Below are 13716 nucleotides of genomic sequence, written 5' to 3'. Positions count from 1 at the left end.
GATAGGCGTTAACAACGCCATTCCGTCCAGCACACTTGCTGTGGCCGGTTCTATAGAAGGAAACTTTAGAGAAATTACCACAACAGACGTTTTAACAACGAATGACTACCATGTCTCATTTTCGGGAACCACAGTGTCTGTACTTAATTTACCTTCTATGTCTGCTACCGATAACAGTATTTCAGATTTTAGGGGAAGAAAGTATTATATAAAAAACAACAGTACCTCCTCCAATCTTATTCTTACGGCAGTAGCAGGACAAACTATACGGATCGGCGGTAATACGGTACCCGCCAATACTTACACGGTAGCTCCGGGAGTATACGGAATCCTGACTGCTAACGGAAGCAATGGCTGGGATCTGGATCTGGCAGTAAGCACATTACCAGATACCAGCTGGAAACTGACTAGTAGCGGATTTAATGGAACATTAAATGTTTTGCAGCCCATTAATACAGGTACTACATATCAGACTGTGAATGGCAGTACCGTAACCATTACTGTTCCTGCCGGTTATACAGAATCCAGAGTTGTATTGAAATTCGACGGCTGGGGCGATGTATCTGCCGGAGGGGCCGCGATGGGATCATTAAGATTTCAGATTGTTCAGACAGGAGTATCTGCCGCCACCTATGCCTCTACTACCATGGCCTCATGGTCGGTTCCTTTCGCTAATGGCTCAACCCCGTACCGATATAATTTTCCTGCGGCCTATTCCATTTCAAATTTAGCGCCGGGTACCTATACGTTTAACCTTCAGGTAATACGAGAATCGGAAGCAGGTGCTGCAGTAAATGGGCTGACGATGTGGGGAATACAGGCCAGAGCAGAAGTTTATAACCGAAATTAGCAGGCCACACTATAAGACTGCTTACACGACAGTTTATATTTTAGCTTTAAAAAGGCGGTTTCTTACAGAGACCGCCTTAATTTTTTAGTTCATATTGATAGTTATCTTGATATTATATTTAGACAAGCTGTCAATCGGCAATTCCAAAACGCTAAGAAGTGCTAACCCGTTGTCATACCTCCTCTACACACTTCACTACCCGTCGGAAGACACTTCTATAACGGTCGAAAGGCAGTTCTATAAGTATCGGCAGGCATTTCCGAAGTGCCGACTGCCCGTTGTACAAGTCCCGATACCCCCTTTGGTAAGGGGGTATTTACCCTTCCGAAGTCACTTTTGGTACTTAGGTAAGGGTTTGTCGAGGCATAAGAAACGGTCTGCAGGGATTCCGGAAGTCCCTAAATCCCCATTTATAAGGAGTTACAGCCCGTTGGCAAAGTACTTTTAGTCCCTTAGACAAGCCCCGATACCCCCTTAGGTAAGGGGGGTATCCCCTTTCGAACCCCCTTGTTCAGAGTACTGTAGTTATAGGTTTTGAAAAATATTGATAGTGGATTCGTCACTTGGGTATTTTTCAGAACAAACTGGAGAAAAAATGTATCGAGAATTTGTCTTGAAAATCCTGAACTTCTCGATACGATTTTTTTCAAAAATCACTCGAAGGGACAAAAATACATCAAAATATCCAGCGGGTTTATTCTCTGTTTTCTATCATAAAAGCTTAGTTCTTAAAACTATTTTTCTGTTTTCCAAAGATTAAACACCATACAATAGTCACCACAATAAGATTTATTACGGGATTTTAACACAACTACAAAACACTACCTATCAATCATTTACATTTTAAAAACTTTCTGTTTTCGGAAAACGAAAAGGTATTTTCTTTTAAAAATACAGGTCTCGCTCTACATTTGCGAAGTAATGTCAAGCATAATAAACTTTTAAAACATGAAACCAATGTCCACTATCAAACCTTCACGGATTTCACCTTCTGGGTAAACACCCTGCCCCTACCATCACAATCTTTTTTGATCCCAACTTCTGTATAACAAATGCATCGATGCTTTTGTTCAGTTGACTGCCTTTAAAAAATCTCAGGATTTTCTAAAGCACTGCTTTTATAGTCTGTCTGTAAAAGATACTCTCATCTGCGTAAGCAAAACTCTCGACACAAAAACAATTTATCAGGATTCTAAAATTACAAACATGAAAAAACAACTATTAACTGCCTTTGCATTAACATTGGGCACATTGGCTATTGCTCAGGTGGGTGTGCACACCACCACTCCACAGGCCTCATTCGATATCAATGCTAAAACCACTACCGGAGCTTCCGCAGAAGGATTACTCATCCCAAGGGTAGACCGACTGAAAGCACAGACAATGACCGGGATTGCTACCTCTACTATGATCTATGTGAACAGTATTGCCAACGGATCATTAGGTGGAAATGCCGTGAACATCAATGCAGAAGGATATTATTACTTTGATGGTACTGTATGGGTAAAGCTGAATTCAGGCGCATCTCCTTCTATTAATATCTATAATGCAGATGGTACGCTTACAAACAGTAGAATCGTAACACAAGGAACCAATACTTTAACTTTTAACCCAACTGTAAATAACGGATTCTCAGTAAAGGGCTCTGTATTTTCTGTGGATGGTGCTAATAACAGAGTGGGTATCGGAACAACTACTCCTATAGCTCCGCTTCAGATAAGAACAACTGTTGCAGGGCAAGTTCCCGTAGAAGTAACTCAGCCTATTAATAATCTTTTACCGGGAATACGTATTTCGGGTACGGGAACTCCGGCTGTGGGGCAAACCGCGCTAATTGGTTTTAACCCAAATGAAAGTCAGGGAGCCTATCCTATTTTAGCGGGAGCAACCTACACCTCAGCTTCCGCAAGCCAAGGTGATGCGGACTTTATTGTTGCAGCTTCCCAGGGAGGAACAGCAGAAGTCATGTTAACCGTAAAAAACAGAGGAAACGTAGGAATCGGTACCACAACCCCTCAGAAAAAAATGCACGTTAACGGTGGATTGCAGATTACAAATGAATTAAGTGTAGGTGGTGATGCCGCTACAGCGGGAAGCTCAGGAACAACAGGACAGGTACTGACCTCAAATGGCGCAGGAAACGCACCTACATGGCAGACTCCGGCAGGAGCCAATACGCCTGTAAGAGCAGTTACGAGTAATGATACATTAACAGTAGCTGATTCGGGAGGTTTTGTCTATTCTAGCGGGACTGCTGCCTTGACAATTACTGTACCGGATACCCTGCCAATAGGTTTTCACTGTGTGATTATCCAACAGGGAACGGCACAGGTAACAGTAGTAGGATCAGGTACATTGACCTTGAATTCTGCCCGTGGAAATAAGACCAGAACGAGGTACTCTGCCATTGGAGTAGTAAAACATGCAGGTAACGTTGGAGTAATTACCGGAGATGCCGTGAATTAAAATGAAAAATATGAAAAGTTTATACATGGGAATTATATTCCTCTCGTTTTTTCAGGTTAAAGCCCAGCAGAATATTATTCTGCAAGCTTTAGAAGGTGAAGTTCCGGTTCCTGCATTTACCATCACCTCATGTACCGTTTCTACGGACGGATATTTAGGAGTTGGGCTGCCAGCAGCCAGTGCTGATATTACTGCTCGTCAGGTCATTTCAGTGAATGTAATCGTTCCAGGACCTTATACCTTTACCACCGGGGCAGTAAACGGAGTTACTTTCAGTGCATCCGGAACATTTACCAATCCGGGACTCCAGAATGTAACCTTAAATGGTACGGGTATACCGGTTGATTACACTATAGGTAACGGAACATTTACTTATACCGTAACGAATACCAACGGAACTAATGCAGGCAGCTGTAATTTTACCCGAAAAGTATATGTCCCTGATCAAAACTATACAGGCACAATCCGAAATGATGGATTGCACCGTTTTTTATATAAAGTTATTTTAGGCCCTGGAGGGAATGACTGGTTACAAACGAATTTAGGATCTCATTATAACAATGTTGATCATCCTTCCTTTAATCCCGAAGCATTTGCAACTGGAGTTGATGATTACAGAGCATTTGGAAGTTTATTCCAGTTGGGAAGAAATTCAGATGGCCACGAATTGGTTAATTGGACATCAGCTACAACAGCTGTAACCACAGATTTATCCAATACGGCATCTCCAGCCCCTACACCTACTACAACTCCGGTTAATACAGGTTTGTTTTATACTTCTACTGATGCTAATTATACGCCCGGAATTACTTTTGGTAATTGGTATGGCTTAGCAGCATTGGATGTTACTGCAGGAAGAAGAATCGTAGGTCCCGGAAAACCTTGCCCAACAGGATTTATGATCGCATTAAACGTCACTAATACTTTAACACCTGCAACGGCTCCTAATTATTACGGTGTAGATTCCAATGCAGGATCAGCTTATTGGATTGGTAATACTTTAAAACTGGTAGCACCAAAGGTATATCGTAATGGAGGTACAGGAAATTTGACGGCATACAACAGGAGATTAATGAGACAAAATGAAGAAACATCTATCCCCGTTGATAATCCTGTAATTAGTCCAGAATATGTAATTGAAGGTGGGATTATGACGATTCCTTCAGGAGATCCCTCATATCATAGGGACAGACGTATATCAGAAACCTGGAATACAGCAACAGAAAACTTTGATCCAAGAGGAAGTTTGGATGGGTACCCTGTACGATGTGTTAAGCGTTAAAAATTTATTCATGATTCTAATAGCACAAATAAAATTTATTACCACTTGTTTACCGTAATGAAATGTTCCCTCATTTTTCATTACAAAAATTAATAGGATTTTGGATGGTTAAAATCTTTTAATTTTAATTAGCTTTATGGCAGAACCTGTTCTTTTTTGAGCAGGTTTTTTTACTAAAATTTACAGTTGTATTGAATTATTTTTTTACAATTTTTCAGATATTTATCTCGTAAACACTCAAACAAGTTGCAAATTTTCACCAAACACAGAATTATTAACCAAATTTAATTAAAAATTAAAACATTAAATATCAACAATTTAAAAAACAAAAACTTTCTATTTTCCGAAAACGAAAAGGCTATTCCTTTAATATATGCAGTCTTCCGTATAACTTTGCTTCAATGTCAAGCATAACAAAAATTTAGAACAATGAAAAAAAAGATCATCTTACTTTGCTCTTTGGCAACCTTCGGTTTTTCTTTCGCACAAGTCGGGGTAAATACCACTAACCCGCAAGGAGCATTTCATGTAGACGGAGCCAAAGACAATAACATTACAGGTACTCCTACAGCTGCCCAACAGCTTAATGATTTTGTGGTAACCAGTACAGGAAATGTAGGCGTAGGAACAACCGCACCTAATGCCAAGATGGAGATTAATTCGGGTACTGCGAATACGAGTGGATTACGATTTACAAACCTTACCTCTACCACTCCTATTTCATCCGGACAGACCATCGGAGTAGATGCTTCTGGAAATGTGGTAACCTTACCCAATCCTACAGCCGTTGGGGTAACCACCGCAGAAGTAGCTTCTTCTTCAGGAGCCGATTTCAACGTCAATGACAGTTCAGATACTGTGGTTTCTGGATCGGTACAGAACATTACCATCCCTACAGGTGGAAAAGCAGTGTTCATTAATTTTATGCTGGGTATAGACTTTGTAGAGCCTATTGCAGGAACTGGAGCAGGATATTTCAGAGCGATGCTGTTTATAGACGGGGTTGCTACCAACACTTATCTTATTACTCAGGAACCGTTATCTACAGCAAATCCAAATACAGGAGGGCAGCAGCTTCAATATACTTTAAGCACCGTAAAAGAACTTGCAGCAGGCAATCATACCCTTGATGTGAGAATGAGAAGAACAGCGGGTAACGGTACTTTAGCCGGAGCAGTTAATGTATGCAGACCTATCTCCATGTCTTTTAATGCTTCTTACCTAAACTAATTGTATGAAAAAGTATCTATTACTGGCAGGTTTTGCAGCCATGAATACCCTATCTGCACAAATGGGAATCAATACCGATAACCCTCAGACTGCTTTTCATGTGGACGCCTCAAAAGATAACAATACTTCCGGTACTCCTACCATAGCACAACAGGATAATGATTTAGCCGTTACTTCTGCAGGAGGAATGGGAATCGGGATTACCACACCTAACGTGAAAGTGGAGCTTAACTCAGGAACAGCAAATACCAGCGGATTAAAATTTACCAATTTTAATTCAACAACACCTGTCGCAACGGCCGGACAAACTTTAGGAGTAGATGCATCAGGAAATATTATTACCGTTCCGAATGCTTCTGCACCGAGTGTGGTTACCGCAGAAGTCGCCAATACCTCGAATACAGCTTTCTTTGTTGATGATTTAGCGTATACCATTATCCCCACTTCTTCACAAACCCTCAATATACCAGCCGGTGGAAAGGCGGTTTTTATCAACTTCATGTTAGGAGTAGATTACGGAAACTTTCCTACAGGCGGCGGCAGAGGTTATTATGAAGCAAGGTTGTTTATAGATGATATTCCTACCAATGTATATTTAACAGTTCAGGAAAAAGATCAGGGAGGCAGTAACGCTTCATTTTCTTTCAGTACTGTTAAGTCACTGTCCGCCGGAAGTCACACGATTGATGCAAGAATGATAAGATCTGCAAACAACGGAACCGTATCGGATGCAAATATGACCTGCAGAATTATGTCGATGTCTTTTAATGCCTCTTATATCAATAATTAATAATAGTCCTGGTTTTTACCCTCAACAATTAATCATTGATTATTATCATGCGTGGTAATGAAATTCTCCCTCGCTTTTCATTATCCTTAAAAATACAAATGTCTCTATAAAAATTATATAGGATTGGGGTAGTTCCCGGCGTTACGTCCTTCAATTTAGTTTCAGTGGTTAAGCCTGTTCATTTTTCGGACAGGCTTTTTTTAATTTAAATCTATATAAAAAGTGCTATTTTAGAATGGTGTTAATCAATAATTTATCTAAACTTTTTTTTAACCGTAAGATGTAAAAAATTTTAACACTTTAGTGATTTTAAGTCTAATAAATACAAAGAAGAGCACATAATTTAAAAAAAATCAAGGATTTTTTCTTTCTGCAGATTTTTGAAATACTTTAAAGACACCTAATAAAGTTGAGTTTTTGGAGTTTACATCATCAACTTTACCATTCAAAATAACAGAAAAATTAAAATATAAAAAAACCTCCGAAACCAGGTCGGAGGCTGAATATTGTTATTGTGAAGGTGTTTTAAAAGTGCAATACCAGAACATTTGCACACCATATTAAAGTGTATTAAAAAGTATGGCTCGCAGAGGCTGATAAATACTGTCCGCTTGAAGTTCCTTCTTTTTTCAGCTGACCGTCTACCCAGATCTGAACCTTTAATGTAGCTGAAGCATTGGGGCCGATGGCATTTACCGCAACATTGGCATTGTATGCTCCTGCTTCTGAGGTGATTTCAGGGCTCGTCCATGTCGTTCCGCTTAAGCTGCTTGCAGTGGTCGGGTTTCCGTCGATTCCGTAAACGGCAATTTCAATATTGCTTCCGGCAGAAGCTTCCGCCTTGAACACCACTTTATGGGTTTTCCCTGCTCCGGGAGTATTATCGTCATCATCATTGCTGCATGATGCTACAAAACCTAACAGCAGCGCAGCTGCCATCATTATAAACGACCCTTTCAATACGTTTTTCAATTTCATTTTTTTCATAATTTCTCTTGTTAAATATTACTGTTTCTGTTGTTCCTGTAATCTTAATGATTGGTAACGGCAAAATTATGGTGGCTTTTGAAGGCAGTCAATCCTGCGAAATCAGTAAAAGCTCCTACCTATTTTCAGGTATTTTTCGGTGTTTATTTTATCGCTATATTACGGAGTTTTATTCACCGTAATGAAATTGATATAATGAAGAACTACCTCATCACGATTTGCATTTTATTATCCTTCCACTTTTCGGCGCAACAGCTTGTTCCTCTTAATGAAAAAGCGTACACCGACAGCCTTAAAACCGCAGTTACCCGCAACAGCAACAATGCTTCTAAAGCATATGCTTATTTTTTGTTATCAGATTATTACAGAAATACAGACTCCGCGGCGAGTAAAAATTATTTAAAGAAAGGAGAAGCTTTAAGCCTAAAGAACCCTTTGTCACAAGCGAAATATCTTTATTATGAAGGTCAGTATTTTTTAGAACGGAACAAGGAAAAAGCAGCATTATTCTATCAAAAAGCCCTACAGGAATTATCAAAAATAAAAGGACAGGAAGCCGATTTCCTGAAAGCATCTTCGTGGTATGGCTATGGAATTACGCAGAAAAATAAAGAAGGCTATCCTTTTTTAGTTAAAATCCTGATTGAAAAAAGCATTCCGCAGGTTGAAAAGTACAGGAACAATAAGTCTCTAGGGCATCTTTATTCGCAACTGGGGATCATTCTCACCTATAATGCAGAGTTTAAAAAAGCGTTTGAATACAATACGAAAGCCATTAATTTATTAGAAAAAAATGCCCCTAATACTCCGGAAATGTTTTTTGCGTACCTTAATATGACAAGCAATTTATGTTATCAGATTAAAGGTGACGAAGCCGGAAAATACCTTGATAAAGCAGAAAAACTGATACAGCCGTACCCCGAATCTTCTTCCAACGCTTCTTTTTATTACGGAAAAACACTATATCTGATTACCAAGCAGAGAAACGAAGAAGCCCTTCCAATGATTGAAAAGGGACTTTCCTACACAAGAAAATACAACCAGAATCTTCTGATGCAGATGTTTTACCTACACAAATATGATATTCTGAGAAAGCAGAACAAACTGAATGAGGCTAAGAAAGTTCTGGAAGATATCTTAACAGATAAAACGCTTATTATTGATGTTAATAACAGAAAGGCATTTTACCAGCAGCTTTCCGGACTTAATGAACAGATGGGAAATCTTTCGGAGGCTTTGAAGTGGGAAAAGAAATACTCAAAATTAAATGACAGCTTATACGCTGAAAATGTAAGTCTGAAGCTGAATACCCTTGAAGCAAAGTTCAGAACATCTGAAAAGCAAAAAGAAATTGCCGACCTTAATGCAGAAAAAGCACAGAAAGAACTGGAGATCAATAAGAAGACTCAATATCTGTGGATGCTCGGTATTGCTTCGGTTTTCTTGATTATTTTAATGATTTCCATTTATTTATATACGAAAAAATTAGCCAAAGAAAGAGAAATCAACCATGCGCAAAAGCTTAAGGAAATTGCACAAAAAGAAGAATTGAATATCACTAAAGCCATTCTGGAAGGCGAGGAAAAAGAAAGAGAAAGAGTTGCCAAAGACCTTCACGACGGTCTCGGAGGAATGCTTGCAGGTGTAAAGATCAATTTATCCGCATGGGCTTCGCAGCATCTTGAAAATCCCAGACAGGAAAAGTTCTCGGAAATCCTCAGCCAGCTCGATCATTCGGTAACCGAACTGAGAAATGTAGCCCGAAACCTGATGCCGGAATCGCTGTTAAAGTTCGGTCTGGAAACCGCCTTGCAGGAATTATGTGAATTCTACACCCGAACAGATCTGCATATCGATTTTCAGCCGATCACGATTAATTCAGAAATTCCGCTGGGAGTACAGATCAATATCTACAGAATCGTACAGGAAATTCTTGCCAATGCCGTAAAGCACTCGGAGGCGAAGAATATTCTGCTTCAATGCTCACAATCGGACGAAATTTTTATGATCACTATTGAAGACGACGGTAAAGGATTTGCAGAAGATTCACATCAAAAAACGAAAAGTATGGGAATTCACAACCTCAACAATAGGGTTAATTATTTAAAAGGTAAAATGGAAATCAGTTCCGATGATACCGGAACCGCCATCACTATAGAACTGAATACGCATGCCATCTCATAAAATAAATATCGTTATTGTAGACGATCATCCTATCGTCATTGAAGGGCTGAAAATCATGCTGAAAAATCAGCCTCTGTTTCATATTTCACAGACATTTAACAAAGGATCTGAAGTGCTCGGCTTTATAAAATCCAATGAAGTGGACATTCTTCTTCTGGACATTACATTGCCAGACATCAGCGGAATACAACTTTGTGAAGATATTAAAAAAATCTCTCCCAAAACATCTGTAATCATGTTCAGCAACCGATCTGAAAGGAGCATCATCATGCAGTGCATCCAAAACGGAGCCAGCGGTTATCTTCTGAAAAATGTCTCGATGGATGAATTAATGGCTTGTTTCAAAGGTGCACTTTCGGGAAATATTGTTTTCTGCAGCGAAACCAAAGAGATCATCAGCAAACCTTCCCAGCAGGAGCTTGGTGCTCTTCCACGGCTTACGAAGCGTGAAAAAGAAATCCTCCGGTTTTTAGCACAGGGAAAAACAAGCAGCCAGATTGCGGATGAACTCTGCCTCAGCCCGCTTACTGTCGATACGCATCGTAAAAATTTACTGCAGAAATTCGGAGCCAAAAACTCGGTGGAAATTGTCAACATTGCCTTAAAGCACAATATTATTTCAGAATAAAAAGGCCTCCACAAAAATTGCGGAGGCTTTTGTTTTATGTAAAAAAAATTTAGTGTACACCACTTAAATCTATTTTTTCTTTGCTTTTTCGCTCTTTAACGAAAAGAATAAACGGAATACAGATTAAGAATATTACTCCCAAATAAAGGAAAACATCCATGTAGGACAATACTGTTGCCTGTTTTGTTACGGACAGATCGAGCATTTTATAGGCTGCATTCAGTGCAGCATCGGGAGTCATTCCTTTTGCCATGAAGCTTCCTTTTAAAGCCTGCAATCTTTGCTGTACTGCAAAATCTGTTTCGTCGAGGTGGGTAATTAGGTTTACCCTGTATTTCTGGCTGGCATTGGCTATAAAGGTTGTTATCCCTGCAATCCCGAAAGAACCTCCCAGCTGCCTCATCATCCCTGTAAAAGCCGCCCCCTGACCAATTTCCTGGCCTTTCAATGTACTCAGCGACAAGGATGTGATCGGGATAAATAATAGTCCGAGACCTGCTCCTCTTACAATCAGCATCCAGAAAAAGGCATCTTTTCCGGTATCCGGAGTTAAGATTTTATAGCCCCAGAAACTGTAAATAAAGAAAATGAACAATCCTAAGGAAACAAGAATTTGCTGTTTTGCTCCTTTTGATAATAATCTACCAATAATAGGCATCATAAAGGCTGTCGTTAGTGCCGCCGGAATCATTAGGGCTCCTGACTGAAGTGCCGTCCACCCCAAAATACTCTGGGTATACAACGGAACGATAAAAGTAGAGCCATACAACCCAAATCCTAATACAAAGGACATTACGGTACCAATCCTTAAATTACTGTTTTTCAGAACTCTAAGCTCTACAATAGGATATTTAAAGGTAAGCTCGCGCCAAAGGAATAAAATAAATCCTAAAACCGCTGAAATCGTAAATGTAACAATCATGCCGCTTTCGAACCAGTCTTCTTCATGGCCTCTTTCCAGAATGAACTGTAATGAGCCCACTGTGACTGCTAATAAAGCAATTCCCAACCAGTCTACATCGGAAGCTTTACGTTTTTCTGCATATTTTGGACTCCTTACAAACTGAAGCGTCATTAAAGTCGCCGCAATCCCGATCGGAATATTAATATAGAAAATATACGGCCAGCTGAAATTATCTACGATATATCCTCCAAGAGGCGGACCTAAAGTGGGACCAATAATTACCCCCAGACCATAAATTGCCTGGGCCATACTTCTTTTTTCAATAGGATACGATTCCGTAATGATCGTCTGTGAAGTTACCAAAAGTGCACCCCCACCAATACCCTGCATCAATCGGAAGAAAACCAGTTCCCAGATATTCGTTGCATTACCGCATAAAAATGAAAACACGGTAAATATAATAATGGAAGCCGCAAAGTAATTTCTACGCCCGAACTGCTGAGAAAGCCAGCTCGTCATCGGTACAATAATTACGTTTCCTATCGCATAGGCGGTAATTACCCAACCTACTTCAGAAAGTGTGGCTCCAAGATTACCCTTCATCTCGTTCAAGGCAACATTTACAATCGTGGAGTCCACTATTTCAAGCAGAGCACAAAGAATAGCTGTGATCGTGATGATCACTCTTCGGGCTCCGTATTCTACTAATGAATCTTGCATAGTTTTTTTTAATATTTAAAAGAAATCAAGAGATTTGAGATCCAGATATCAGAATATGTTTTTTACGAACTAACTTATTCTTAATTATGAATTCCTGTTTTGTAATCAGCAATTATTTCCGGATCTCTAAATATCTTAATTTAAAAAAGTGAATTGTCAATGTTCATCAACTTCATAGTCAATTTTTACCGCTTCATTACAACCTCATTATTTATTGACTTACCTCCTGTTTTCATCAACTTCATAATTTCTGTTCCTTCATGTAACCTATCTTCATTCATGTCATCCGCATCCTCAACATCATTGTCTGTTTTACTACTTCATTTCAACCGCATCATTAACTTTCTCCTGCATACATTCGCCAACTCCATTTCCTGCCTGCATTTCCATCATTATTAATTCCTCCCCCATTGTTTTCAACTTCATGATAATTTTTACTACTTCATCTCATCATCATTACCGTCCTCTGCATCTTTTACCACCTTCATCATCAACTTTACTTCTTCATATCCTCTTCATGGTTCAACCAACTTCTTTCAGCAAAACTGACAATTCACTTATATATTATTTCAATGAAACTTCTGCTTTCACATTCATTCCTGTTCTCAGTTTTTTTGCAATGTCTTTATTAAGATTTACAAAATCGATTTTTACCGGAAGCCTCTGCACCACTTTTACAAAGTTCCCACTTGCGTTATCCGGAGGCAGAATAGAGAATGTAGCCCCTGTTGCAGGAGAGAATGAGCTTACTACTCCGTCGAATTCCTGATCAGGAAAAGCATCAATCTCAATTTTTACTTTTTGCCCTTCTACCATTTTATCAACCTGAGTTTCTTTAAAGTTCGCCACTACCCACTTCTGATCGTTTTTAACCAAAGCAAATAATTGCGAACCAGCCTGAAGGTATTGTCCTGCCTGGGTAGGAACTTTTCCTACATATCCGTCTTCAGGAGCCACAATTACAGTGTATGACAAGTTTAATTTTGCATTTTCTACATCCACTTCTCTCTGCTTAGCCACAGAGCCAGCAACACTGATCTGTTGAGAGCTTGCCGCAGTCTGAGAAGAAGCGATATTAGTCTGCTGAGCAATTTGGTTTCTTTGATCCACCAAAACCTGTAACTGTCTGTCTGCACTTTGTTTTGCTGCTAAAGCCTGCTCATACTGCTGTTCTGTAATCGAGTGGTCTTTTACCAATACTGAATATCTTTTTAAATCCTGAGCGGTTTTCCAAACGTTTACTTTGGCCGCTTCGATCTGTGCATTCGCTGTTGTTACCGCCGCTTCGGAAGAGCCGATGTTCTTTGAAGTCGCTGTAGTAGAAGCCTGCGCATTTGAAATATTACTTTTTGCTGTTGCTAATGCAGCTTCAGCCTGCTCCAATGCCATTTTCTGATCCCTGTTGTCTAACACAACTAAAGTATCTCCTTTTTTAACAAATTGGTTATCTTTTACCTTCACCTCGGTTACATATCCTGAAATCTTTGAGATAACCGGAGAAAGATTCGAAGCGATTTGTGCATCGTCTGTTTCCTCATGAACCTGTCCGTAAGAATAGGTTTTGTATCCGTAGATTCCTCCACCGATCAGAACGACGGCTAAAATGATAGGGAAAACTAAACTTTTTTTCTTTTTAGGTTCAGTTGCTTGTGTAGTATTATTTTCCATTGTAGGT

10 protein-coding genes are annotated in these 13716 nt (G+C 39.6%); 7 read left to right on the top strand and 3 right to left on the bottom strand.

Annotated features, from left to right (window positions below; all coding sequences use genetic code 11):
- Positions 1-40 precede the first annotated feature (40 nt).
- The 5 genes from BUA89_RS01290 (at position 41) to BUA89_RS01270 (ending at position 6618) form a co-directional block, all read left to right on the top strand.
- On the top strand, positions 41-850 hold the full coding sequence (locus BUA89_RS01290) for a hypothetical protein (protein WP_143152241.1): 810 nt from the start codon (positions 41-43) through the stop codon (positions 848-850).
- A gap of 1206 nt (positions 851-2056) precedes the next feature.
- The gene (locus tag BUA89_RS01285) at positions 2057-3316 is read left to right on the top strand and encodes a hypothetical protein (RefSeq protein WP_143152240.1); all 1260 of its coding nucleotides are present in this window, start codon (positions 2057-2059) and stop codon (positions 3314-3316) included.
- A gap of 10 nt (positions 3317-3326) precedes the next feature.
- Complete coding sequence (locus BUA89_RS01280) at positions 3327-4598, top strand: hypothetical protein (RefSeq protein WP_143152239.1); 1272 nt, start codon at positions 3327-3329, stop codon at positions 4596-4598.
- 429 nt (positions 4599-5027) lie between these two features.
- The gene (locus BUA89_RS01275; protein ID WP_072952815.1) at positions 5028-5828 is read left to right on the top strand and encodes a hypothetical protein; all 801 of its coding nucleotides are present in this window, start codon (positions 5028-5030) and stop codon (positions 5826-5828) included.
- 4 nt (positions 5829-5832) lie between these two features.
- On the top strand, positions 5833-6618 hold the full coding sequence (locus tag BUA89_RS01270; RefSeq protein WP_072952814.1) for a hypothetical protein: 786 nt from the start codon (positions 5833-5835) through the stop codon (positions 6616-6618).
- 570 nt (positions 6619-7188) lie between these two features.
- On the opposite strand, the gene BUA89_RS01265 is transcribed toward BUA89_RS01270, so the two are convergent.
- Entirely contained in the window at positions 7189-7605 is a 417-nt protein-coding gene (locus BUA89_RS01265) for a hypothetical protein (RefSeq protein ID WP_072952813.1), read from the bottom strand.
- A 195-nt stretch (positions 7606-7800) separates the two neighbouring features.
- Here BUA89_RS01265 and BUA89_RS01260 point away from each other — a divergent pair, with 195 nt between their 5' ends.
- Both BUA89_RS01260 and BUA89_RS01255 read left to right on the top strand, forming a co-directional pair.
- Positions 7801-9789, top strand: a complete 1989-nt coding sequence (locus BUA89_RS01260) for an ATP-binding protein (RefSeq protein WP_143152238.1) — start codon at positions 7801-7803, stop codon at positions 9787-9789.
- Positions 9776-10417 carry a response regulator transcription factor gene (locus BUA89_RS01255; RefSeq protein ID WP_072952811.1) on the top strand — a complete coding sequence of 214 codons (642 nt, stop codon included), beginning with the start codon at positions 9776-9778 and terminating at the stop codon, positions 10415-10417. Before BUA89_RS01260 ends, BUA89_RS01255 begins: the two co-directional genes overlap by 14 nt.
- A 49-nt stretch (positions 10418-10466) precedes the next feature.
- Here the strand turns inward: BUA89_RS01255 and BUA89_RS01250 are convergent, their stop codons facing one another.
- Positions 10467-12041 carry a DHA2 family efflux MFS transporter permease subunit gene (locus BUA89_RS01250; protein ID WP_072952810.1) on the bottom strand — a complete coding sequence of 525 codons (1575 nt, stop codon included), beginning with the start codon at positions 12039-12041 and terminating at the stop codon, positions 10467-10469.
- 564 nt (positions 12042-12605) lie between these two features.
- Positions 12606-13709, bottom strand: coding sequence for an HlyD family secretion protein (locus tag BUA89_RS01245; RefSeq protein ID WP_072952809.1), 1104 nt, complete (start codon positions 13707-13709; stop codon positions 12606-12608).
- Positions 13710-13716 lie beyond the last annotated feature (7 nt).

It is taken from the genome of Chryseobacterium arachidis (genome assembly GCF_900129245.1).
In the GTDB taxonomy this organism is placed as follows: domain Bacteria; phylum Bacteroidota; class Bacteroidia; order Flavobacteriales; family Weeksellaceae; genus Chryseobacterium; species Chryseobacterium arachidis.
The sequence above is the reverse complement of the archived record's forward strand: the minus strand, read 5'-3'. Positions and strand labels throughout refer to the sequence as shown.